Genomic DNA, 21,940 nt, shown 5'->3' with positions numbered 1-21,940 from the left:
CATGGCGAGGGGCGAACGGGACTACTACGAGATACTCGGCGTCCCTCGCGACGCCAGCCAGTCCGACATTCAGCGGGCCTACCGCCAGTTGGCCCGTCGCGCCCACCCGGACGTGAACAAGGAGCCCGGCGCCGAGGAGCGGTTCAAGGAGATCACTGAGGCGTACCACGTCCTGTCGGACCCGAACAAGCGCAAGCGCTACGACCAGTTCGGCCATCAGTGGCGGCAGGTGCCGGAGGACTTCGAGACCGCGGGCGCCGGGTTCCGGCAGCGCGCCGGCGCGGGCGCCCGTGGCGGCGGTGGACCGTGGGGCGGTGGCGTACGCGTCGATCCGCGCGACTACGGCGAGGGCGGCGGGTTCGACTTCGAGGACCTGTTCGGCAGCTTCTTCGGCGGACGCGGGGGCGGCGGCGGTTTCGGTGGCGGGTACGGCGGTCGCGGCGGGTTCGGCCGCGGCCCGGTGGCCGGCGCGGATGCCGAGGCCGAACTGCCGCTGACCGTGGAGGAGGCCTACCACGGCGGCCACCACCGGGTCACGCTGCAGACCGCGGAGGGCACCCGCACCCTCGACGTCAACATCCCGCCCGGCGTGGTCGACGGGCAGCGCATCCGGCTGGCGGGGCAGGGTGGCGGGGGCGGCGCCGGCGGCCCGTCCGGCGACCTGTACCTGGTGGTCCGCATCGCGCCGCACCCGCGGTACCGCCTCGACGGCCGCGACATCACGGCTCCGCTGCCGGTCGCGCCGTGGGAGGCCGCACTCGGCGCCAAGGTGCCGGTCGAGACCCCCGACGGCACGGTACGCGTCACCGTCCCGCCCGGCAGTTCCTGCGGCCGGAAGCTGCGGCTGCGCGGCCGCGGCCTACCCAACCCCAACGGGCGTCCCGGTGACTTCTACGCCGAAGTCCGGGTCATGGTGCCCAAGACCCTGTCGCCGGAGGAGCGCGACCTGTTCGAGCAGCTCGCCAAGGCGTCCACGTTCAACCCGCGAGAGGGGACCTGATGGCGTACACGCTCGTGACGGCGCCGAGGCAGGCGCGGCTGTCGCTGGACGCCTTCGCCGCCAACGCCGGCATCCACCCGGAACTGCTGCGCCGGCTGATCACGCTCGGGCTGCTCGACCCGTACGTGGACGGCGCGGGCCAGTACTGGTTCTCGCCCACCGAACTCTCCACCATCGCCCGGGCCCGCCGGCTGCACGACGGGCTGGGGCTCAACTACGCGGCGCTCGGCGTCGTGCTCGACCTGCTCGCCCGGATCGACGAGCTGGAGGCGGCGCTGCGGGCCGGGCGGCGCCTACCCTCCCGGAGGAACCCCTCATGGACATGAACAAGCTCACCCAGAAGTCGCAGGAGGCCCTGCACGACGCGCAGACCAAGGCGCTGCGGTTCGGGCACACCGAGGTCGACGGTGAGCACCTGCTGCTGGCCCTGATCGACCAGCCCGAGGGGCTCGTGCCGCGGTTGCTCGCCGCGACCGGGGTCGACGTCGACCAGCTACGCGCCGACATCGAACGGGAACTGGGCCGCCGGCCGTCGGTGACGGGTCCGGGCGCCCAGCCCGGCCAGGTGTTCATCACCCAGCGGCTTGCCCGCCTGCTGGACGCGGCCGAGCGGGAGGCGAAGCGCCTCAAGGACGAGTACGTGTCGGTGGAGCACCTGGTGCTCGCCCTGCTCGACGAGGGCTCCGCCACCGCCTCCGGGCGGGTGCTGCACGCCCACGGTCTGACCAGGGAGCGGTTCCTGTCCGAGCTGACCAGCATCCGGGGCCACCAGCGCGTCACCTCGGCGATGCCCGAGGTCACGTACGAGGCGCTCGACAAGTACGGCCGCGACCTGGTCGCGGACGCCCGGGCCGGGGCCATGGACCCGGTGATCGGCCGCGACGCCGAGATCCGGCGGGTGATCCAGATCCTGTCCCGCAAGACCAAGAACAACCCGGTCCTGATCGGCGATCCCGGCGTCGGCAAGACCGCGATCGTGGAGGGGCTGGCCCAGCGGATCGTCAACAACGACGTACCCGAGGGGCTCCGCGACAAGATCGTGTTCGCCCTCGACATGGGTGCGCTGGTGGCCGGCGCGAAGTACCGCGGCGAGTTCGAGGAGCGGCTCAAGGCGGTGATCAGTGAGGTCATCGCGTCGCAGGGTCGGGTGCTGCTCTTCGTCGACGAGATGCACACGATCATCGGCGCCGGCGGCGGTGCGGAGGGCGCGATGGACGCGGGCAACATGCTCAAGCCGCCCCTCGCCCGCGGCGAGCTGCACATGATCGGCGCCACCACGCTCGACGAGTACCGCAAGCACGTCGAGAAGGACCCGGCGTTCGAGCGGCGGATGCAGCCGATCATGGTCGATGAGCCGACCGTCGAGGACACCATCTCCATCCTGCGGGGGCTGCGCGAACGCTTCGAGGTCTTCCACGGCGTCCGCATCGCCGACGCCGCGCTGGTGGCGGCCGCGACCCTGTCGCACCGGTACATCACCGACCGGTTCCTGCCCGACAAGGCCATCGACCTCGTGGACGAGGCGTGCGCCAAGCTGCGTACCGAGATCGACTCTCAGCCCGCCGAGCTGGACGAGATCACCCGGCGGGTACGGCGACTGGAGATCGAGGAGGCGGCGCTGTCGAAGGAGGAGGACCCGGCCAGCAAGGCCCGGCTGGACCAGATCCGCAAGGAGCTGGCCGACCTGCGCGCCGAGGCGGACGCGATGCGCGCGCAGTGGGAGGCCGAACGCAACGCCATCCACAAGATCCAGGCGCTGCGCGAGGAGCTGGAACGGGTACGCCGGGAGGCCGAGGCGGCCGAACGCGCCTACGACCTCAACCGCGCCGCCGAGCTGCGCCACGGCCGGCTCCCCGAGCTGGAGCGGCGGTTGCGCGCCGAGGAGGAGCGGCTGGAGTCCAAGCAGGGCGGGCGCCGGCTGCTGGTCGAGGTGGTCACCGAGGAGGAGATCGCCGAGATCGTCTCGCGCTGGACCGGCATCCCGGTCAGCCGGCTCACCGAGAGCGAGCGCGAGAAGCTGCTGCACCTCGACGAGATCCTGCACCAGCGGGTCATCGGCCAGGACGAGGCGGTCCAGGTCGTCGCCGACGCCGTCATCCGGGCCCGCTCCGGCATCAAGGACCCGCGCCGGCCGATCGGGTCGTTCCTGTTCCTCGGCCCCACCGGCGTCGGCAAGACCGAGCTGGCCCGGGCCCTGGCCGAGGCGCTGTTCGACTCCGAGGAGAACATCATCCGGCTCGACATGAGCGAGTACCAGGAGCGCCACACGGTCAGCCGCCTGGTCGGCGCGCCGCCCGGCTACGTCGGGTTCGAGGAGGGCGGGCAGCTCACCGAGGCGGTGCGCCGCAAGCCGTACTCGGTGGTCCTGCTCGACGAGGTCGAGAAGGCCCACTCCGACGTCTTCAACATCCTGCTCCAGGTCCTCGACGACGGCCGGCTCACCGACGCCCAGGGCCGCACCGTGGACTTCCGCAACACGGTCGTCATCATGACCAGCAACCTCGGCTCGCAGTTCCTGCTGGACGGCGTCACCGCGGACGGTCACATCACCGAGCAGGCGCGCGAGGCGGTCATGATCGAACTGCGGCGCTTCTTCCGGCCCGAGTTCCTCAACCGGGTCGACGAGACGGTGCTGTTCAAGCCGCTCTCCCTGCCCGAGATCGAGCGGATCGTGGACCTGATGCTGGGCGACCTGCGCCGGCGGCTGGCCGACCGGGGTCTGAAGCTCGAGGTCACCGAGCCGGCGCGCCGGCACATCGCGAGTACCGGGTTCGACCCGGTGTACGGCGCCCGGCCGCTGCGCCGGTTCCTGCAACGCGAACTGGAGACCCGGATCGGGCGGGCGCTCCTCAAAGGCGAGGTACAGGCCGGCAGCACGATCGTGGTCGACCTGGAGGCCGGCGAACTCACCGTCACCTGGAAGCAGCCCGCCGAAGCCGCCGTCCAGGCGGGCGTCTGAGGCGCACGAGAGGTGGAGCTATGGATAAGAGGCATATGTGGCTGCTGGTGGTGCGAGGCGTGGCGGCACTGCTGTTCGGCGTGCTCGCCGTCGTCTGGCCGGGCGTGACCCTGATCGCCCTGGCGATCCTGTTCGGCGCGTACGCACTGGTCAACGGCGCGGTCACGATGGTCGCCGCGTTCCGCCGCCCGGTGGACGGGGCCCGGCGTACGGCGCTGGTCATCGCCGGCGTGCTGGGCGTACTGGCCGGCATCGTCGCCCTGGTCTGGCCGGGCGTCACCTCGCTCGTCCTGGTCGTACTGTTCGGCGCCTGGGCGGTCGTCACCGGCGCGATGGAGATCTGGGCCGCGACGCGCGTGCCCGGCCAGTGGCTCACGCTGGTGATGGGCGCCCTGACCATGATCGTCGGTGTGCTGGTCCTGATGCGGCCCGTCATCGGCGCGGTCGCGCTGGCGCTGACGATCGGCGTGTACGCCATCGCCGCCGGAGTGCTGATGCTGGTCGAGTCCTGGCGCGTGCACCGGTCGCTGACCGGCCGGGGCGCGGGCCGGATGGCGCCCGCCGGGGCCTGAGCGTGTGGGGTGAGCCGACCACCGGTGAACCACCCGAGCCAGGTGACGTTGACTCACCCCGCCCGCTTCGACCATCGCCCCATGACCAATGTCGCACGCTCCCTGCGGGGTCAGCGTGCCCCCGACTTCTCCCTCCCCTCCGCCACCGACCGGCAGGTCACTCTGTCGCGGCTTCGCGGCGAGCCGGTCATCCTCGTGTTCTACCCCGCGGACTGGAGCCCGGTGTGCAGCGACCAGATGGCGCTGTACCAGGCGGTCCTGCCGGAGTTCGCCCGCTACGGCGCGACCGTGCTGGGCATCTCCGTCGACGGGGTGTGGTGTCACCGCGCGTTCGCCGAGGACCGCGGCATCAGCTTCCCCCTCCTGTCCGACTTCGAGCCCAAGGGTGAGGTGGCCCGCGCCTACCAGGCCTACCGGCTGCCCGACGGCGTCGCCGAGCGGGCGCTGTTCGTGTTGGACCGGGACGGCTACGTCGCCTGGAGCCAGCTGTACCCGCCCACCGTCAACCCGGGTGTGGACGGCATTCTCGCCGCGCTCCACTCCCTCGTCCCCGAAACGCAGGTGGTCACGTGACGACCCCGTTCCGCGTCGACACCGGCCGGCTGGCCGCGCCGGTCACCGAGATCGACCACATCCGGGGACCGGCGACGGCACCGGTCACCCTGGTGGAGTACGGCGACTACCAGTGCCCGTACTGCGGCATGGCCCATCCGGTCGTGCAGGAACTGCTGCGGGAACGGCCGAACGTGGTGCGGTTCGTGTACCGCCACTTCCCGCTGACCAACGTGCACCCGTTCGCCGAGGTGGCCGCCGAGACCGCCGAGGCGGCCGGCGTGCGCGAGCGCTTCTGGCAGATGCACGACTGGCTGTTCGAGCACCAGGACCAGTTCGACCCGGTGCACCTGGCCGCCGGGGTGGAGGAGGTGGGGCTGCCCGTCGACGAGGTGGTCCAGGAGGTCAACGACCACATCTACCTGGACCGGATCCGGCGCGACTTCGTCAGCGGCGCCCGCAGCGGGGTGAACGGCACGCCGACGTTCTTCATCAACGGCCTGCGCCACGACGGCGGGTACTCGCTGCCGGAACTGCTCACCGCAGTGGACCAGGTGGCCACCGTCGCCGGGTGAGCACCTGCCGAGAGTGGCCGCTGCCGCGGCGGGTTTGACGACTGCCCGACCGGGAAGGGGCGCACCTGTGGGGTCGCGCCGGTCGGGGGTCGAAAGGCGCTCTCGACCTCCATGTCCGACTCAACGGACCCCAGGTAGGGTGGCCTTCGCATGCTGGTGGTGACCACGGAGTGGGTGCCCGGGTACGAGATCCGGGACGTGCTGGGCGAGGTGCACGGCATCACCGCCCGGTCGCGCAACGTCTACAACGAGGGCATCAAACTCCTCTCCGGCGGCTCGAACCCCCGCATGGGCATCGCGCTGAGCCGGTGGCGGGACGAGGCGGTCGCGCAGATGAGCCAGCGCGCCTATCTGCGGGGCGCCAACGCGATCGTGTGCATGCGCTTCGACCACCGGGACCTCAGCACACATTGGACGGAGATCTGCGCGTACGGGACCGCCGTGTTCGTCGTCCCCACGCCGGTGCGACGGGCGGTCGACGGGTCGGCCGGCGGGCTGACCGCCCGTGGCTGGGCGCCGGCACCGACGCCGACGCCGATCCCGACCGACTGAACACGCGACGGAACGTCCGCAGCGGAGAGGGACGATCGTGACCGGTGGAATGTGGGGCCCAGGCGACGTCGGGTCGGGCCAGTTCGACGACTTCCTGGCGCGCTTCCTCAGCGGCAGTCAATCGACCCAGCAACCGATGCAGCGGGTCGACATCACCCGGATGATGAGCCAGGAGGCCCGCGAACTGCTCGCCACCGCCGCTGCCAAGGCGGCCGACCTGGGCAGCTCCGACCTCGACACCGAGCACCTGCTGTGGGCGGCGGCCCACCGCGAGCCGCTGCGCCAGTTGCTGGAGCGGGCGGGGGTGGACCCCGACGAGCTCGCGCAGGAGATCGAGCGGCGCGGGCGCCGCAACGGCCCCCGCAACGTGGTTCCCGCACTCACCCCGGCGGCGAAGCGCGCCCTGCTCCAGGCGCACCAGATCTCACGCGCGCTCGGCGCGTCCTACCTCGGCCCGGCGCACATCCTGCTGGCGCTGTCGCTCAACCCCGAGTCCGAGGGCGGGCGCATGCTCAACGAGCGCGGCGCCACCCCGGAGTCGCTGCAGCGCGCCGCGACCGAGCGCGCGGCGCCGGCACCGGGGCCGGGGCCGGGCCCGCAGGAGCATCCGACGCCGACGCTCGACCGGTACGGCCGGGATCTCACCGCCCTCGCCCGCGAGGAGAAGGTCGACCCGGTCGTCGGCCGCGACGAGGAACTCGAGCAGATGATCGAGATCCTGGCCCGCCGCACCAAGAACAACCCGGTCCTCATCGGCGAGGCGGGCGTGGGCAAGACCGCGATCGTCGAGGGGCTCGCCCAGCGCATCGTCGACGGCGAGGTACCCCGGACCCTCACCGGCAAGCGGCTGATCCAGCTCGACATGACCAGCCTGGTGGCCGGTACCCGCTACCGCGGCGACTTCGAGGAGCGCCTCAAGAACGTCCTCGACGAGATCCGCCAGCACACCGAGGATCTGATCGTCTTCATCGACGAGATCCACACCGTGGTTGGCGCCGGCGGCGGCGAGGGCTCCACCGACGCGTCCAACATCCTCAAACCGCCGCTGGCGCGCGGCGAGCTGCACGTGATCGGGGCGACGACGATCGACGAGTACCGCCGGCACATCGAGAAGGACGCCGCCCTGGAGCGGCGCTTCCAGCCGATCCTGGTCCCTGAGCCGAGCGTCGACGACACCATCGAGATCCTGCGCGGGCTGCGCGACCGCTACGAGGCGCACCACGGCGTCCGGTACACCGACGAGGCGCTGGTCGCGGCCGCCGAGCTGTCCGACCGCTACATCGCCGACCGGTTCCTGCCGGACAAGGCGATCGACCTGATCGACCAGGCCGGTGCCCGGGTCCAGCTGCGTTCCCACGTGCCGACCGTGGACGTCCGGGAGGCCGAGCTGCGACTGGATCAGCTCACCCGGGACAAGGACCAGGCGGTCGCCGACGAGCAGTACGAGCGCGCGAGCGCCCTGCGCGACGAGATGACGCAGCTGCGGCAGCGTATCGACGAGGCCAAGGAGGGCGGCGGGGGCGTCCCGGACGTCACCCCGGAGGAGATCGCCGAGGTCGTCTCGCGCTGGACCGGCATCCCGGCCCGCCAGCTCACCGAGGAGGAGCGCCAGCGCCTGATGGAGCTGGAGCAGCGACTGCACCGCCGGATCGTGGGTCAGGACGAGGCGGTACGCGTCGTCGCGCAGTCCGTACGCCGGGCCCGCGCCGGGCTGGGCGATCCCAACCGGCCCATCGGCAGCTTCCTGTTCCTCGGCCCCACCGGCGTCGGCAAGACCGAGCTGGCCCGGGCCCTGGCCGAGGCGATGTTCGGCGCCGAGGAGCGCATGATCCGCCTGGACATGAGCGAGTTCCAGGAGCGCCACACCGTGAGCCGGCTGATCGGCGCGCCGCCCGGCTACGTCGGGTACGAGCAGGCCGGTCAGCTCACCGAGACGGTGCGGCGCAAGCCGTACTCGGTCCTGCTGCTCGACGAGATCGAGAAGGCCCACCCCGACGTCTACAACATCCTGCTGCAGATCCTCGACGACGGCCGCCTCACCGACGCCCAGGGCCACGTGGTCAGTTTCAAGAACACCATCATCATCATGACCAGCAACCTGGGCTCGGACATCATCACCGCCCAGCGCGGCGCCCTCGGCTTCTCGCAGGCCGAGGACGTGGAGGCACCGCTGCGTGACCGCCTGATGCGGGTGCTCACCGAGCACATGCGCCCCGAGTTCGTCAATCGGATCGACGAGATCGTCGTCTTCCGGCGGCTGGAGTTCGAGCAGGTCCGGCAGATCGCCGACCTGCTGCTCGAGCACACCCGGCGGCGGCTGCACGCCCAGGGCATCACCGTCGAGATCACGCCGGAGGCGCTGAACTGGCTCGCCGAGCACGGGTACGAGCCACAGTTCGGCGCCCGCCCGCTGCGGCGGGTGATCCAGCGTGAGGTCGACAACAAGCTGTCCGAGATGCTGCTCGACGGGCGGCTGAGCCCGGAACAGCACGTCAAGGTCGACGCCCGGGACGGGCACCTGGAGTTCATCGTCCAGGCGCAGCAGGAGGAGATGGCCCGCGCCCGCTGAGCCCTCCCCGGTCAGGGGTTGGGGTCAGTACGGGTTGCCCTGGCCGGGCAGGCGACCGCGCAGCAGGGCCGGCAGCCGTCCGGGGCTTTCGGTGGCGTCGGACAGCGGCGGGCTCCCGGTGTGGGCGCGATGCGCCATCCCGGCCATCAGCTCCCGCAGCGCCGTCACCGCGTCCACCGACGGCCGCCAGCCCAGCTCCGCGGCGGCCCGGTCGCAGGCCATGAGCGGGGCCTTGAGCGCCAGCTCGACCCAGCCGCGGTCGACCGGCTGCAGCCGGGCCCGCCAGGTCAGGTCCGCGGCGACCCGCAGCACCGCCGGGGGTACCGGCACGGTACGGCCGTGCAAGCGCGACGCCACCAGCTCCGGGGTGAGCACCGGGTCGGCGGCGATGTTGAAGGCGCCTCGCGCGTCGCCGAGCAGCGCCCGGGCGTACGCGTCCGCGACGTCGTCGGTGTGCACCGCCTGCATCCGCAGCCGGTCGTTGCGCGGTACGACCGGTATCCGGCCGAAGCGCAGCAGCCCCACCGGCGCCAGGGGGCCGAGGAAGTACCGGGCGATCTCGGTACCCGCGTCGCGCTGGAAGTTCAGGCCGGGACGCAGGCGCACCACCCGCAGCCCCGGGTGCTCGGCCTCGCACGTGTCCAGCAGCCGTTCCACGGCCGCCTTGTCCTGGCTGTAGGAGGACTCGGGCACGCCGGTCGTCGGCCAGCTCTCGTCGACGAACCGGTCCTTGGGCCCGGGCGCGTACGCGCCCACCGACGACGCGTACACCAGCGCCGGTACGCCCGCCCGGACGACCCCGTCGATGACGGCGCGGCTGCCCTCGACGTTCGTGCGGCGCAGGACAGCCCGGTCGTGGCTGGGCTGGATCTGCCAGGCCAGGTGTACGACGGCCGCCGCGCCGGCGAAGATCCCGGTCAGCCGTGCGGGCGCGTCCGGGGCACCGATGTCCTGGGCGTACCACTGCACGGTGTCGTACGGCGGACCGGACGCCGGCCCGGGTGGACGCCGGGCGACCCCGACGAGGTCGAGGTCGGTCTCGCGCCGCAGTCGGCGCAGCAGTGCCGTCCCGGCGTTGCCGCTGGCCCCGACGATGACGATCCTCATCTCCGCCGGTTACCCCCGACGGAGGCCCCTCAACCGGTCGACTCGACCGGTCGACTCAGCCGGTCGACTCAGCCGGTCGACCGGTTCGGCACCGCGCTCCGGCGGCCCGCGGCGGCCTCGTCGGCGTCGACCTGCAGGCGGAGGGCGGCGGTCCCGTCCCACGCGGTGGCCCGGTCCCGGGTGGCCGTCGCGGGGGCGGCCACCGGCGCCGGCCTACCGAACTCGCGCAGCCACGCCTGCCGGTTGAACTCCCGGACGATGGCCGCGGTGGCCTGCCTGACGACGTGGTCGGGCAGGGTCTTCGCCGCGGCGGCCAGGTCGTCGTACTCGTCCAGGCGGCCCGGCAGCCGCTCGTCGACGTCGGCCAGGTACACGATCACGCTGCCCCCGCTCGTCTGCGCCACTCCGCAGTACGAGTCCGGCTGCCGCTCCCGCCGGCCGGTGGCGGGGCGCGGTTCGACCAGCCACCGGCCGGTGAAGTTGGCCCGGGTGGACTGTCCGACCTCGACGGTCAGCTCGAACATGAGGTCCGGTGCGAGCCGGCGCAGGTACGCCTCCGACTCCGCCGCGTCGTCCCAGTTGTCGCGGGCCACGGCCCGCAACGCGGCGACGACCGACCGCTCGGCCAGGACCGCCCGTACGGGTACGGGGGTGCTCATGCCGTCGCTGCGCATCGCGGCGCGCACCTCACTGCGCAGCTCCATCAGGGAGACGTAGTTCGCGGCGGCGTCCCCGACCGGAGCGCGCCGGTCCAGTACCGCGAACAGGTTGTCGATGGCGTCCCTCGCCTCGGTGTGGGCGCGGCCGGTGAGGTACGGCAGCGCCAGGCGCGCGCCCTGAAGGACCGCCCGGATCTGATCCCTGTGCACGGTGGCACAACTTCCGGAAAGTCGGGGTCTCAAACCCCGCCGGAGACCACAACTTCCGCGTCGGAGGTTGTGGCAGGGGTCAGCGGGTCGGGTCGCCGCCGGCCGGGCGGTGCCGGGCGGCGATGCGGAGCGGTCGGCCGGCCGGCGGCTCGAAGCCGATCGACTGGCCGGGCGCGTCGGTGGAGAGCCGGAGCACCGTGGCCGGCTGCTCCTGGTCGTCGTGAACCTGCTGGTCGAGGTCGTCCAGACGCTCCAGGTCGGCGGCGGGCACCAGAGCCACGATCGGCTTGCCGTGCCGGGTGACGACGACCCGCTCCCCGCCGTACACGACCCGGTTCACCAGATCGGCGAACTCGGCGCGCGCCTGGGTCACCGGGATTTCGAAAGCCATGCACCCATGATACGTTCTGTACAGAACGTACGGAACGTACAGGGAGTGATCATGACGCGGTACATCCTGCCGAGCGTCGTCGAGCGCGACGCCCGAGGCGAGTACGCCACCGACCCGTACTCGAAGCTGCTCCGGGAACGGATCATCTTCCTGGGCACGCCGGTCGACGACACCGCCGCCAACGACGTGATGGTGCAGCTGCTCCACCTCGACTACGACAACCCGGGGCGGGACATCTCGCTGTACCTCAACTCGCCGGGCGGCTCGATCACCGCGATGACCGCGATCTACGACACGATGCGGCACATCTCCTCCGACATCCAGACCGTCTGCCTCGGTCAGGCGGCCTCCGCCGCGGCGGTCCTGCTGGCCGCCGGTACGCCGGGCAAGCGGATGATCCTGCCCAACGCCCGCGTACTGATCCACCAGCCGGCCATGGACGTCAGCCAGGGGCAGACCAGCGATCTGGAGATCCAGGCCCGGGAGATCCTGCGCGCCCGCGCGGCGATGGAGGAGATCCTGGCCGGGCACACCGGACAGAGCCGCGAGCGGGTCCACGCCGACCTCGAACGCGACACCATCCTCACCGCCGAGCAGGCCCTCGCGTACGGGTTCGTGGACGAGCTGATCCCCGCCGCCAAGCAGCGAGAGCTGGCCCGGACATGAGGGCCGGACTGGACATGCCGGCGCTCACCGAGGCGGAGGCCGGGGTCGTCGACCACTACCTGGCCGCCGTGGACTGCCTCGGGCGCATCAACCCCACCCGGGCCGAGCACACGTACCGGGCGCTGCTCGCCGCGCAGGCGCTGGCCTCGCACGCGACGGCGCTGCGGGACTCGCTGGCGCTCATGTTCGAGCGCGGCGAGACCGAGATCCACGGCGAGGTCCTGGCCCGGGCCATGCGCATACTGGACGTCCAGCGCCGGGTGGCCAGGGTCGCGATCCCCGACCCCGGCCCGCCTCAGCCGTAGCAGCGGGCGAGAAACTCCCGCAGCTCGGCGGCGAGCTCCTCCGGCGCCTCCTCCATGATGTGGTGGCCGGAGTCGATCGGCCCGCCGTGAAGGTCGTCGGCCCAGTTGCGCCAGATCGCGAGCGGGTCGCCGTACAGCTCCTCCATGTCGTCCTTGGCCGCCCACAGCATGTGCGTCGGGCAGGCGATCCGCCGGCCCGCCGCCCGGTCGGCGTCGTCGTGGGCCCGGTCGATGCCCAGGCCCGCGCGGTAGTCCTCACACATCGCGTGCACGGTCTCGGGATCGTGGATCGCCCGCCGGAAGTCCTCGTACGCCTCCCCCAACTGCTCCGGGGTCGCGGTGTACCAGGCGTCCGGGTCGGCGTTGATCACCCGCTCGGCCGGCTTGGCGGTCTGGCCCAGGAAGAACCAGTGCCACCAGGCCGCCGCGAACCTGGCGTCGCAGCGGTCGAGCGCCTCCCCGATCGGCACCCCGTCCATCACCACCAGCCCCACCACCGCGTCCGGGTGGTCCAGCGCGGTGCGCATCGCGACGTACGAGCCCCGGTCGTGCCCGACCACGACGAAGCGCTCGTGGCCCAGCGCGCGCATGAGGGCCAGGCAGTCGCGGGCCATCGCGCGCTTGGAGTACGGCTCGTGGTCGGGCGTGGTCGGCGGCTTGGACGACTCGCCGTAGCCGCGCAGGTCCGGACAGACCACCGTGTAGTCGGCGGCGAGCAGCGGCGCGACCCGGTACCAGGTGGCATGGGTACGCGGATGCCCGTGCAGCAGCAGGACCGGCGGGCCGGACCCGCCGTGGCGTACCCTCAGCACCGCTTCCCCGACGTCGATCCGGTCCAGCGCGAATCCTTCGAACACGGTGAATGGGGTGCCCGGCACCATCGGCCCCAAACGTAATTGAACTATGTCTATGCCTGGCGTACCGTGTCGAGCATGTCAGTTAAGTTTCTTTAGAGTAAGGAGAACGCCCATGTTCGCGCGACGCGCCGCCAGCGGCGCCATTATGTTCCTCGCCGCCGCCGTGGCGGCGCTCCTCGCCACCCCAGCGAACGCCGGTACCCGCGCGGCACCCGTCGAACCGAGAGCCGCGGTCGCCCCGCAGGCCACCTGTCAACAACAGAGCTTCCTGGAAGGCAACCACTACAGCGCCGTCCAGATCGCCCAACTGGCCCGCGACGCCGGATTCGGCGGCAACGACTGGGTCATCTCGGTCGCGGTCGCCGAGGCCGAGAGCGCCGGCTGGACCCGGGCCCGGCTGATCAACACCGACTGCAGCGTCGACCGTGGACTGTGGCAGATCAACTCGTACTGGCACGGCGAGGTCTCCGACTCCTGCGCCTTCGACCCGCCCTGCAACGCCCGTGGCACCCACACCATCTGGGCCAACGGCGGCTGGACCCAGTGGACCACCTACAACAACGGCGCGTACCAGTCGCACATGGCCGAGGCGCAGGCGGCAGTCAACCAGGTCGGCGGCGGTGGAAGCGGCGGCGGAGGCGGAGGTAGCGGCGGCTCGTGGCAGCCCAACACCGCCTACACCGTCGGCCAGCAGGTGACCTACGGCGGCCACACGTACCGGTGCCTGCAGAGCCACACCTCGCAACCCGGCTGGGAGCCGCCGAACGTGCCGGCGCTCTGGCAGTACGCCAGCTGAGCGGGGGACCATGGACAGGTGACGGGGTGGCGACTCCGTCATCTGTCCACTAATGCGAAGTCCGGGCAGTGGCAGTCGTGGTACCGCACGGTGATCCCGTTGGCGGACGCACGTTTCGAGAAGCATCTGACCAGGTTGAAGGAAGAGCAGCAATGAGCAGCCCACCCAACTGGCGCGATGTGAAGGCCAAGGCCCGCGCGGTCGACCCTGAGTGGGACAGCCCGGAACGGGTAGCGCGGCGCGGGCGGATGCGTGAGCAGATGCTCGCGTCCGTCAGCGGCGCCCAGCTGGCTGAGATCCGCAAGCAACTCGGCATGACGCAGACCCAGCTCGCCGAGGCTGCCGGGGTGTCGCAGGCACGAATCAGTCAGATCGAAAACGGTGAGGTCACCAGCTTGGAGACGTTGCGCGCCTATGTCGCCGGTCTCGGCGGCCACTTGGACATCGTCGCCAGGATCGGCAACATCCACCTCAACGTCGCCTGAGCCGCCATCCGGTTCGAATGCGGCGAGTTGGCCTGATCGACTCAGAGCCTGTTGAAGAACCTTGGGGCGGGAGGGCGGCCGTGTCACTCATCAAGTGAGGTCGCCGCGTATGCGTGATCTCCTGCGTCGGGCTCCTATGCGTTGACTCAGGAGAAGGCGGAGCTCGATGCTACAGGGCTATCCAGTAGCGGCGCTTGACACCGATGGAGGTGTCGCGCACGTCCTCCAGGACACCGCCGTTGCGTTCGATGCTGCGCATCGAGCCGATGTTGTCGTCGTCGCATGTGACCAGCACTCGGGCCAAACCCAGCTGCCGTGCTCTCGGCAGTGCAGCTCCCAGTGCCCATGTCGCGAGGCCCTGCCTCCTGGCGGAAGGTCGAATGCTGTAGCCGATGTGCCCGCCGGCCTCTAGGAGGAGGGAGTTCAGGTAGTGCCGCACGTCTATGGCGCCCAGGTAGATTCCGCCCTCGACGATCCACCAGTGCGTGGCGTGCACCCGGCCCTCTCCGACGGGAACCGATCGGTCCGACTGCCGGCGCAGGCAGTCGACCCATGTCGAGAAGCCCCCCGGCTTATCGAGGTCCTCACGGGCAAGGCGAAGACCGGATCCGTCCTGGTGGGCCCCGGGCGGCCACTCGTCGCGTGCTGCCATCCAGGAGGAATGGAGGTCTTCGGTCGGGGTGATGAGTTCAGGCATGATCAGAGACCGTAACACCGCTCCCGTTCGCCATTCAGTCATAAAAAGTGATCAATTTGTTCAGAGGAACCACCGCCCACCCGCTGCCCGCGACGAGCCGCCCCGCTCCTCACAGCGAGCCTGCGCCTCCAGTGCAACCAAGTGGCGCAAGTCAGGATGAAATCAGCTCAGTGATGCGGGCCGGGATCTTCTGCGCCGGGCGGACAGCGTGCTGTCCGTCCCCCCTGTGAGTGCCATACTCCGCAGATGCAATGGCGCGTGCACTCGGAGCAGTCCCTGTACGCCGACCAGTGGCTCGACATCCGCCTTGCCGATGTAGAGCTACCCAGCGGAGACCGGATAGATCACCGAGTGATTCGCACAGGTCCCGGCGCTGGCGTGGTCGCTGTCAATGAACAGCGGGAAGTGCTACTACTCTGGCGCCACCGGTTCATTACCGACACATGGGCGTACGAGATCCCCATGGGCGGCATTGACCCCGGGGAAGACCCAGCGAGCGCCGCCGCCCGTGAACTCGAAGAGGAAACCGGCTGGCGTCCAGGCCCGCTACGACCTCTGCTCTACGTCGAACCCTCCAACGGCCTCATGGACGCCCGACACCATATCTTCATCACCAACACGGCCGTACATATCGGGAACCCCACAGAGGCTTTCGAAGCAGACCACACGGCGTGGATTCCGCTCGCCAAGGTACCTGACATGATCGCCGCGAGACAGATCGTCGGCGGGACCACCGTCGCAGCCCTGCTCTATGCCCTCACCGAGACAACCATTCGCGCTTAATGCAAGGTCAGGCCGCGGCCCGTGCTGATACGTTGCCGGTGATGAATGCGTCACCCAGCGCCCGGCTCGGCCGCCAGTTCGCTCTCTTCTGGACCGCCAGCGCGATCTCCATGCTGGGTAACGGGGTGATGCTGGTCGCCGCTCCGCTCCTGGCCGCGTCGATGACCAGCAGCCCGCTCCTGGTGTCCGGCACCACGTTCGCCCTGACCCTGCCCTGGCTGCTGTTCTCACTGCCCAGCGGCGCACTGGTGGACCGGCTCGACCGGCGCCGGGTCATGGTCGTCGTGGACTGGATCCGCGCCGCGGCCATCGGTGGGGTGGGCGTCGCGGTCGCGCTGCACTGGGACAGCCTGATGCTCCTGTACGCGGTGATGTTCCTCATCGGCGTCGGCGAGACGCTCTTCCGCGCCGCGAACCTGTCGATGCTGCCGTCCGTCGTCGGATCGGATCTGCTCGAACGGGCGAACAGCCGGCTCACCGCGGCACGCACCGTGCTGCATGACATGATCGCGGGTCCACTGGGCGGGTTCCTGTTCGCGGTCGCGGCGGCCGTGCCGCTCTTGGTCAACGCGGGTTCGTTCGCGGTGGGCGCGGTGCTGCTCGGCCTGCTGTCCGGCACGTTCCGGCCGGACGGCAGGCCCGGTCCGGATCCGGCGGCGCGCCCGTCGTTCCGGTACGAGGTCGCCGCCGGGCTGCGCTGGCTGCTCGCGCACCGATTGCTGCGGACGTTGGCAATCCTGATCGGCCTGCTCAACGTGACGCTGAGCGCGGCGCTTTCGATTCTCGTGCTGCTGGCCACGAAGCGGCTGGGGCTGGGATCGATCGGGTACGGCCTGCTGTTCACCGCGCTCGCGGTTGGCGGCCTTGTCGGCGCGCTGTTCGGTGAGCGGTTGGTCCAACGGTTCACCGCGAGCGTGACACTGCGCGCGGGACTGATCGTCGAGACCCTCTTCCACCTGGCCATGGCGCTATCCACCGGCCCGATCCCGGTCGGCGTCGCCCTGGCGGTGTTCGGTGTCCACGATGCACTGTGGATGATCGTCACGACGTCGCTGCGGCAGCGGCTGACTCCACCGGAGATGCTCGGTCGGGTCAACAGCGCCTACCTGTTCCTGGCCGCGGGAGGCAACGCCGTCGGCGCTCTGCTCGGCGGCGCGATCGCCAGCCGGTTCGGCCTCACCGCCCCGTTCTGGATCGCGTTCGTCGTCGCCGCGATCGTCACCGCCGCGACCTGGCGGGTTTTCGACCGCCAGAAGATCGCCGCAGCCACCCGGGCCGAGCAGGTCGCGATGCCGGCCTGATCAGTGCGCTCAGGCGGGGGCGGGCGCGTCGAGCGGCCGTAGCGCCGTCTGCACCCAAGGATCCAAGATCGCCGGAAATCACCGCCCGAGCAGTTCCATCTCGGCAACCGACGTCGCCCCGCCACTCCCCTCGACCACTTCCAGCGAGTAGTACGCGTACTTCCCCGGATTAGCCACCCGGAACTGCCGGGTCTGCCGGCGCCACGGGAACGTCTCGCCGCGCCGTGAATCGATGACCATCCAGTTACGACCGTCCACCGAGGCCTTGAGCACCCAACTCTTCGGGTCGCCCGGACCGGTACCGGAGGTGAGGGTGTAGTACGACACCTCCGCGGGCTCACTCACCCGGCACTGCACCCACGGGGTGGGCACATCGAACGTCGCCTGGCTGGCCGACGAGTTGTCGACCAGCGCCGGACCGGCGCCGGGGCTGCCGGTGACGGTGACGCTCACGTCGGCCAGCGGGCGCGGTACCGCGTCGCCCTGCGTGATCGACGGCGGGGCGTCGTCCCGCCCACTCCCCCAGGCCGACGGCGCAGGCCCCAGGTCGAAGTCGAGCACAGCACCCCTGGCGAGCAGGTCGTGCGGCAGGTACGCCTTGTCGTACCGCTTGCCGTTGACCTTCAGGCCCTGCACGTACACGTTGGTGGGGCTGTTCTTGGGCGCGTTGATCGTCAGGGACCGGCCGTTCTCCAGGTGGACGGTGGCCTTGGTGAACAGCGGCGAGCCGACCGCGTAGTACGGGCTGCCCATCTGCAGCGGGTAGAAGCCGAGCGCGCTGAAGATCTGCCACGCCGACATCTCACCGTTGTCCTCGTCGCCGGGGTAGCCCTGGCCGATCTCGCTGCCGGAGTAGAGCCGCGCGAGCACGTCGCGCACCTTGGCCTGCGCCTTCCACGGCTGCCCGGCGTAGTCGTACATGTAGATGATGTGGTGCGAGACCTGGTTGCTGTGACCGTACTGGCCCATCCGCACGTCGCGGGCCTCGCGCATCTCGTGGATCACCCCGCCGTAGGAGCCGGGGTACCGCGCGGTCTCCGGGGTGGTGAAGAAGGTGTCGAGTTTACTGGCCAGGCCGGCTCGGCCACCGTAGAGCGCGGCCAGGCCCGCCCCGTCCTGCGGTACGTGGAACGCGAAGTTCCAGCCGTCGGTCTCGGTGTAGTCGCCGCCCCAGACCCGCGGGTCGTAGTCGCCGGCCTTCGCGCGGAATGAGCCGTCCGGCTTGCGGCCCTGGAAGAAGCCGATCGACGGATCGAACATGTGGACGTAGTTCTGCGCCCGGTTCAGGTAGTACCGGTAGTCGTCCTCGCGCCCCATCGCCTTGGCCATGGTGGCGATGCCGAAGTCGTTGATGTACCCCTCCAGCGCCCACGACATCCCCTCGCCGGTCGTGGTCGGGGTGTAGCCGAGGAAGACCGAGGTGTCCATGCCCTTGCGGCCCACCCCGGCATTGGTCGGCGCGACGGTCGCGTTCTTGACGGCCGCCTCGTAGGCCGCCGAAGCGTCGAAGTTGCGCACGCCCTTGACGTACGCGTCGGCGAACGCCACGTCGGAACTCGTACCGGTCATCAGGTCGGCGTAGCCCGGCGAGGACCACCGCGAGATCCAGCCGCCGTCGCGGTACTGCTGCACGAACCCGTCGATCATCTCGCCGGCCTTGGTCGGGGTCAGCAGCGTGTACGCCGGCCAGGTGGTCCGGTACGTGTCCCAGAACCCGTTGTTGACGTACACCTTCCCCTCGACCACCTTCGCGCCGGTCTCCGTCGGCGTGTCGGGGCCGACCGCCGGCGAGAACGGGCTGGCGTACCGGTAGACCGGCCGCCGCACGTCGCCGGTGTTCTCGTAGCCGGAGTTGGGGTAGAGGAACAGCCGGTACAGGTTGGAGTACAGGGTCGTGAGCTGGTCCTCGCTGGCCCCCTGCACCTCGACGATGCCGAGGGTGGCGTCCCACGCGCGCTGCGCCCGGTTGCGCACCGACTCGAACGTGTCGGTCGGCGCGATCTCCTGCTCCAGGTTGCGCCGCGCCTGGTCGACCCCGAGCAGCGAGGTGGCGATCCGCATCGTGACGGAACCACCGGGCTGGACCCCGCCGAAGGTCGCGTACCCGGTGACGTCGGGCCCGCCGCCCCCGGGAAGCTTGCCGCCGCCCGCGATCGGCCGGTCGAACGTGGCGTACACGAACAGCCGGGTCGCGCCGGTGGACAGGCCGCTCTTCACGTCCGAGTAGCCGGTCACCACGCCGGCGGCCGCGTCGACCGTCAGGCCGCCGCTGTCGTTGACGTTGTCGAAGATGAGGCTGGCGTCGGTACCGGGGAAGGTGAACCGGAACATCGCGGCGTGGTCGGTCGGTGCGATCTCGGTACGCAGTCCGTTGTCGAACGTCACCGCGTAGTGGTGGGGCCGGGCGATCTCGTTGTCGTGCCGGAACGCCAGCGCCCGCGCGCGCCGGTCGGCGTTCAGCCCGGTGGACGGCAGCGCCTGCGGCATCACCTGGAACGTCTGCCGGTCCCCCATCCACGGGCTCGGCTGGTGGCTCGCCGCGAACGCCTGGATCGTCGGCAGGTTGGCGGCGTTGTTGGCGCGGGCGTACTCGTACAGCCAGGTCGTCGTGCCGGCGTTCGTCTCCGGTACCCAGAAGTTGAACCCGTGCGGGACGGCCGCCGCCGGGATGTTGTTGCCGCGCGAGAACCCGCCCGAGGAGTTCGTACCGCGGGTGGTGATGACATGGTCGGACGGGTGGGTCGACGTGTTGCGGGCCGGCTTGCCGACGATCCGGATGTCGTCGACCCAGCCGCCGAACAGGGCGGGCCCGTTCGGGTTGTCGTACCCGATCAGGACGCGGCGGATCCGCTTGCCGGCCGCCACCGCGCCGATGTCCGCGGCCTTGCGGTTCCACTGGTCGGCGTAGAGGGTGCGGGACTCCCCCTGCGCGCGCGGGTTGAGCCGCACGGCCTGCTGGTCCACGGCGTTCAGGTCGCTCAGGTACGTGCCGTCGTCGAACGCGAGATCGACCGCCGCGTACGTGCTGGGGTAGGCCGGGTCGGCCGCGGTGAACTCGGGGAAGATCAGGTACGACAGCTCGGAGTCCCGGGTGACCGCGACGTCGACGTCGAAGACCTTGTCGTAGGCGTACCCCCGCCCGGTGACGATGTGATTGCCGGCGTACCGGAGTGCCTTCAGGCCGCTGAACCCCGCGTTGGGCTTCGCGGTCGCGCTGTTGGCCGGGCCACCGCCGACGAACGCCTTCATGTCCGAGGCGGGCGGCGGGGTGGTGTCACCATTGGACAGTTGCCATTCGGCGAGCTGGGTCGGCCCGTCACCGCTGTTGGCGGTGATGTTCAGGCGGTAGAACGGGTACGCCGTGGTGTTGACGATCCGGTACCGCCGGGTCGTGAACCGGTCGGGAAACTGCTCGCCGCTGCGGGCGTCCAGGTCGGTCCAGGTCTGGCCGTCGGCCGAGCCCTGGAGCTTCCAGTCCTTCGGGTCGCGCCCCGGCGCGTCGTTGGCGCTGGTGAGCGCGTACTCCACCACCGCGACCGGCTCGCTCAGCCTGGCCTGCACCCAGCCGGTGTTCGAGAAGACCAGCCACTTGGTGTTGACGTCGCCGTCGACGACCTGCCGCACCGTCTCGCTGGGCGGGTTGTCGCCGCTGGCCCGGACGTCCACGACCTTGCCCATGATGTTGCCCGGGATCCCGGCCGACTGGTCGCCGATGACCCCGGACATCTTCTTGCGCCCGGCGGCGTCGGTCTCCGCCGTGTCGGTCCAGGTGGGCTGGGGGTCGGTCGGCTCCAGCGACGACGAGAAGTCGGTGGGGCCGGTGACCGCTGCACCGGGCGACGGTGGCCGCGGCGGCGGTGGTGTCACCGCGGGCGGAAGGGCCACCGCGACCGCCACGGCGGTGGCGCAGGCCGAGAGCCACGGTCGGTTCCGCCCGTGCGGGTGCGTCATGGGTGCCAGCCCCCAGGTGTCCGAGCACGTGCAGGATATCCGGGAAAGTCTATGCCTGTCGCGTTCGGACACCGAGATCCGGTCCGGCCGAGCGCTACTGCTGACGGACCGCCTGGATCTCGAGGTCGACCCGCAGCGTCGGACCGACGACCACGAGACCCCCGGGCAGCCCCATGTTCCAGTTCATCTCGTAATCACGGCGCGCCAACTGCGTCGACGCCACCAACGCGATCCGCTGACCACCCCACGGATCCGACCCGCTACCCAGATACGTCGCCTCCAACGCCACCGCACGCGTCACGTCCCGGATCGTCAACGACCCCTCCACCCGCCACCGGTCCTCGCCCTGGCGCACCACCCGCTCACCCCGGTAACGCAACACCGGAAACCGCTCCACATCCAGGAAGTCCGGCGACCGCAGATGCGCATCCCGATCCGCGTTACCCGTATCGATACTCGCCGCCTCGATCGTCACCTCGACCGTCGACGCCTCCACCGGATCAGCGACACGGACCTCACCGGAGAACGCCATGAACCGGCCCTCCACATGAGACAACGCCAGATGCCGCGCCTTCGCCCGCACGATCGAATGCGCCGGATCCAACACCCACACCCCCGGCTCCGGCAACGCCGTCCGCCGCGGACTGTCCATCAACACCACACCCACATCGGTCGCCCCACGCCCACTGACCGTGATCGACCGGGCCACCGGATCCACCCCCGGCGCCGCACAGATGAACGTCGCCGGACCCGCCGCCGCCACCGCCACCGAAAACGCACCAGCCTCGTCGGCCGCACCCCGCCCCAACTGCGCCCCGGTAGCACCCACCACCGTCACCGCAGCCCCGGGCAACGGCCACCCGTCCACCGTCGAGACCACCCCGCGTACGCCCGGTACCGGATCCGGGCCCGCTCCGGTGGCCGACCCCGTCTCAAGATCCAATTGCGACACC

The 21,940-nt window shown here is 70.7% G+C and carries 20 protein-coding genes and 1 pseudogene; 14 read left to right on the top strand and 7 right to left on the bottom strand.

Translation table 11 applies throughout. The annotated features are described in order from the left end of the window. Nucleotide 1: 1 nt before the first annotated feature. The 8 genes from Pme01_RS05830 to Pme01_RS05795 all read left to right on the top strand — a co-directional run bounded on the left by Pme01_RS05830 (nucleotide 2) and on the right by Pme01_RS05795 (nucleotide 8,779). On the top strand, nucleotides 2-1,000 hold the full coding sequence (locus Pme01_RS05830; RefSeq protein ID WP_168114670.1) for a DnaJ C-terminal domain-containing protein: 999 nt from the start codon (nucleotides 2-4) through the stop codon (nucleotides 998-1,000). Then, a complete protein-coding gene (locus Pme01_RS05825; RefSeq protein ID WP_168114669.1) occupies nucleotides 1,000-1,326 on the top strand; it encodes a chaperone modulator CbpM in 327 nt (108 codons plus the stop codon). The genes Pme01_RS05830 and Pme01_RS05825 overlap by 1 nt, the downstream gene beginning before the upstream one ends. Continuing rightward, nucleotides 1,317-3,959 (top strand): ATP-dependent chaperone ClpB, encoded by a 2,643-nt coding sequence (clpB, locus tag Pme01_RS05820; RefSeq protein WP_168114668.1) that lies wholly within the window; start codon nucleotides 1,317-1,319, stop codon nucleotides 3,957-3,959. The genes Pme01_RS05825 and clpB overlap by 10 nt, the downstream gene beginning before the upstream one ends. A gap of 20 nt (nucleotides 3,960-3,979) precedes the next feature. After that, complete coding sequence (locus Pme01_RS05815) at nucleotides 3,980-4,531, top strand: HdeD family acid-resistance protein (RefSeq protein WP_168114667.1); 552 nt, start codon at nucleotides 3,980-3,982, stop codon at nucleotides 4,529-4,531. 81 nt (nucleotides 4,532-4,612) lie between these two features. Then, the gene (locus tag Pme01_RS05810; RefSeq protein ID WP_168114666.1) at nucleotides 4,613-5,104 is read left to right on the top strand and encodes a redoxin domain-containing protein; all 492 of its coding nucleotides are present in this window, start codon (nucleotides 4,613-4,615) and stop codon (nucleotides 5,102-5,104) included. Beyond that, entirely contained in the window at nucleotides 5,101-5,658 is a 558-nt protein-coding gene (locus Pme01_RS05805) for a DsbA family protein (RefSeq protein WP_168114665.1), read from the top strand. The genes Pme01_RS05810 and Pme01_RS05805 overlap by 4 nt, the downstream gene beginning before the upstream one ends. A 150-nt stretch (nucleotides 5,659-5,808) precedes the next feature. Further along, nucleotides 5,809-6,210 carry a YbjQ family protein gene (locus Pme01_RS05800; protein ID WP_168114664.1) on the top strand — a complete coding sequence of 134 codons (402 nt, stop codon included), beginning with the start codon at nucleotides 5,809-5,811 and terminating at the stop codon, nucleotides 6,208-6,210. A gap of 49 nt (nucleotides 6,211-6,259) precedes the next feature. Then, on the top strand, nucleotides 6,260-8,779 hold the full coding sequence (locus Pme01_RS05795; RefSeq protein ID WP_168114858.1) for an ATP-dependent Clp protease ATP-binding subunit: 2,520 nt from the start codon (nucleotides 6,260-6,262) through the stop codon (nucleotides 8,777-8,779). A gap of 24 nt (nucleotides 8,780-8,803) precedes the next feature. Here the strand turns inward: Pme01_RS05795 and Pme01_RS05790 are convergent, their stop codons facing one another. The 3 genes from Pme01_RS05790 to Pme01_RS05780 all read right to left on the bottom strand — a co-directional run bounded on the left by Pme01_RS05790 (nucleotide 8,804) and on the right by Pme01_RS05780 (nucleotide 11,146). Further along, complete coding sequence (locus tag Pme01_RS05790; RefSeq protein ID WP_168114663.1) at nucleotides 8,804-9,886, bottom strand: NAD-dependent epimerase/dehydratase family protein; 1,083 nt, start codon at nucleotides 9,884-9,886, stop codon at nucleotides 8,804-8,806. A gap of 68 nt (nucleotides 9,887-9,954) precedes the next feature. Then, nucleotides 9,955-10,755 carry a hypothetical protein gene (locus Pme01_RS05785; protein ID WP_168114662.1) on the bottom strand — a complete coding sequence of 267 codons (801 nt, stop codon included), beginning with the start codon at nucleotides 10,753-10,755 and terminating at the stop codon, nucleotides 9,955-9,957. A 79-nt stretch (nucleotides 10,756-10,834) separates the two neighbouring features. Further along, complete coding sequence (locus Pme01_RS05780) at nucleotides 10,835-11,146, bottom strand: type II toxin-antitoxin system Phd/YefM family antitoxin (protein ID WP_168114661.1); 312 nt, start codon at nucleotides 11,144-11,146, stop codon at nucleotides 10,835-10,837. Between the two features lie 51 nt (nucleotides 11,147-11,197). On the opposite strand from Pme01_RS05780, the gene Pme01_RS05775 reads away from it, so the two are divergent. Beyond that, nucleotides 11,198-11,812 carry an ATP-dependent Clp protease proteolytic subunit gene (locus Pme01_RS05775; protein WP_168114660.1) on the top strand — a complete coding sequence of 205 codons (615 nt, stop codon included), beginning with the start codon at nucleotides 11,198-11,200 and terminating at the stop codon, nucleotides 11,810-11,812. Further along, complete coding sequence (locus tag Pme01_RS05770; protein WP_168114659.1) at nucleotides 11,809-12,117, top strand: hypothetical protein; 309 nt, start codon at nucleotides 11,809-11,811, stop codon at nucleotides 12,115-12,117. Before Pme01_RS05775 ends, Pme01_RS05770 begins: the two co-directional genes overlap by 4 nt. On the opposite strand, the gene Pme01_RS05765 is transcribed toward Pme01_RS05770, so the two are convergent. After that, nucleotides 12,108-12,974, bottom strand: a complete 867-nt coding sequence (locus Pme01_RS05765; RefSeq protein WP_168114658.1) for an alpha/beta fold hydrolase — start codon at nucleotides 12,972-12,974, stop codon at nucleotides 12,108-12,110. The genes Pme01_RS05770 and Pme01_RS05765 overlap by 10 nt on opposite strands. 112 nt (nucleotides 12,975-13,086) lie before the next feature. Between Pme01_RS05765 and Pme01_RS30760 the strand changes: the two genes are divergently transcribed. Next, nucleotides 13,087-13,770: a carbohydrate-binding protein gene (locus Pme01_RS30760; protein ID WP_239088043.1), complete on the top strand. Its 684-nt coding sequence runs from the start codon at nucleotides 13,087-13,089 to the stop codon at nucleotides 13,768-13,770. A 152-nt stretch (nucleotides 13,771-13,922) separates the two neighbouring features. Next, entirely contained in the window at nucleotides 13,923-14,255 is a 333-nt protein-coding gene (locus Pme01_RS05755) for a helix-turn-helix domain-containing protein (RefSeq protein WP_168114657.1), read from the top strand. A gap of 169 nt (nucleotides 14,256-14,424) precedes the next feature. On the opposite strand, the gene Pme01_RS05750 is transcribed toward Pme01_RS05755, so the two are convergent. After that, nucleotides 14,425-14,952, bottom strand: a complete 528-nt coding sequence (locus tag Pme01_RS05750; RefSeq protein ID WP_168114656.1) for a GNAT family N-acetyltransferase — start codon at nucleotides 14,950-14,952, stop codon at nucleotides 14,425-14,427. Nucleotides 14,953-15,210: 258 nt separating this feature from the next. Between Pme01_RS05750 and Pme01_RS05745 the strand changes: the two genes are divergently transcribed. Together Pme01_RS05745 and Pme01_RS05740 are read left to right on the top strand one after the other, a co-directional pair. After that, nucleotides 15,211-15,735 carry an NUDIX hydrolase gene (locus Pme01_RS05745; RefSeq protein ID WP_239088042.1) on the top strand — a complete coding sequence of 175 codons (525 nt, stop codon included), beginning with the start codon at nucleotides 15,211-15,213 and terminating at the stop codon, nucleotides 15,733-15,735. 41 nt (nucleotides 15,736-15,776) lie between these two features. Next, a complete protein-coding gene (locus Pme01_RS05740; protein ID WP_168114654.1) occupies nucleotides 15,777-17,036 on the top strand; it encodes an MFS transporter in 1,260 nt (419 codons plus the stop codon). A gap of 87 nt (nucleotides 17,037-17,123) precedes the next feature. Here Pme01_RS05740 and Pme01_RS05735 read toward each other — a convergent pair. Together Pme01_RS05735 and Pme01_RS05730 are read right to left on the bottom strand one after the other, a co-directional pair. Continuing rightward, nucleotides 17,124-20,987, bottom strand: a pseudogene (locus Pme01_RS05735) (GH92 family glycosyl hydrolase); the annotation flags it as partial. Nucleotides 20,988-21,081: 94 nt separating this feature from the next. Then, the gene (locus Pme01_RS05730) at nucleotides 21,082-21,930 is read right to left on the bottom strand and encodes a YceI family protein (RefSeq protein ID WP_203935448.1); all 849 of its coding nucleotides are present in this window, start codon (nucleotides 21,928-21,930) and stop codon (nucleotides 21,082-21,084) included. Nucleotides 21,931-21,940 lie beyond the last annotated feature (10 nt).

The sequence above is a fragment of the Planosporangium mesophilum genome, assembly GCF_016863255.1.
Classification (GTDB): Bacteria; Actinomycetota; Actinomycetes; order Mycobacteriales; family Micromonosporaceae; genus Planosporangium; species Planosporangium mesophilum.
This window is presented reverse-complemented; position numbering and strand designations above follow the sequence as displayed.

Excerpts from the sequence above, each read along its gene's own strand:
- Pme01_RS05830 (WP_168114670.1), top strand. The coding sequence starts at position 2 with ATGGCGAGGGGCGAACGGGACTACTACGAGATACTCGGCGTCCCTCGC.
- Pme01_RS05825 (WP_168114669.1), top strand. The coding sequence starts at position 1,000 with ATGGCGTACACGCTCGTGACGGCGCCGAGGCAGGCGCGGCTGTCGCTG.
- clpB (WP_168114668.1), top strand. The coding sequence starts at position 1,317 with ATGGACATGAACAAGCTCACCCAGAAGTCGCAGGAGGCCCTGCACGAC.
- Pme01_RS05815 (WP_168114667.1), top strand. The coding sequence starts at position 3,980 with ATGGATAAGAGGCATATGTGGCTGCTGGTGGTGCGAGGCGTGGCGGCA.
- Pme01_RS05810 (WP_168114666.1), top strand. The coding sequence starts at position 4,613 with ATGACCAATGTCGCACGCTCCCTGCGGGGTCAGCGTGCCCCCGACTTC.
- Pme01_RS05800 (WP_168114664.1), top strand. The coding sequence starts at position 5,809 with ATGCTGGTGGTGACCACGGAGTGGGTGCCCGGGTACGAGATCCGGGAC.
- Pme01_RS05795 (WP_168114858.1), top strand. The coding sequence starts at position 6,260 with ATGTGGGGCCCAGGCGACGTCGGGTCGGGCCAGTTCGACGACTTCCTG.
- Pme01_RS05790 (WP_168114663.1), bottom strand. The coding sequence starts at position 9,886 with ATGAGGATCGTCATCGTCGGGGCCAGCGGCAACGCCGGGACGGCACTG.
- Pme01_RS05780 (WP_168114661.1), bottom strand. The coding sequence starts at position 11,146 with ATGGCTTTCGAAATCCCGGTGACCCAGGCGCGCGCCGAGTTCGCCGAT.
- Pme01_RS05775 (WP_168114660.1), top strand. The coding sequence starts at position 11,198 with ATGACGCGGTACATCCTGCCGAGCGTCGTCGAGCGCGACGCCCGAGGC.
- Pme01_RS05770 (WP_168114659.1), top strand. The coding sequence starts at position 11,809 with ATGAGGGCCGGACTGGACATGCCGGCGCTCACCGAGGCGGAGGCCGGG.
- Pme01_RS30760 (WP_239088043.1), top strand. The coding sequence starts at position 13,087 with ATGTTCGCGCGACGCGCCGCCAGCGGCGCCATTATGTTCCTCGCCGCC.
- Pme01_RS05755 (WP_168114657.1), top strand. The coding sequence starts at position 13,923 with ATGAGCAGCCCACCCAACTGGCGCGATGTGAAGGCCAAGGCCCGCGCG.
- Pme01_RS05750 (WP_168114656.1), bottom strand. The coding sequence starts at position 14,952 with ATGCCTGAACTCATCACCCCGACCGAAGACCTCCATTCCTCCTGGATG.
- Pme01_RS05740 (WP_168114654.1), top strand. The coding sequence starts at position 15,777 with ATGAATGCGTCACCCAGCGCCCGGCTCGGCCGCCAGTTCGCTCTCTTC.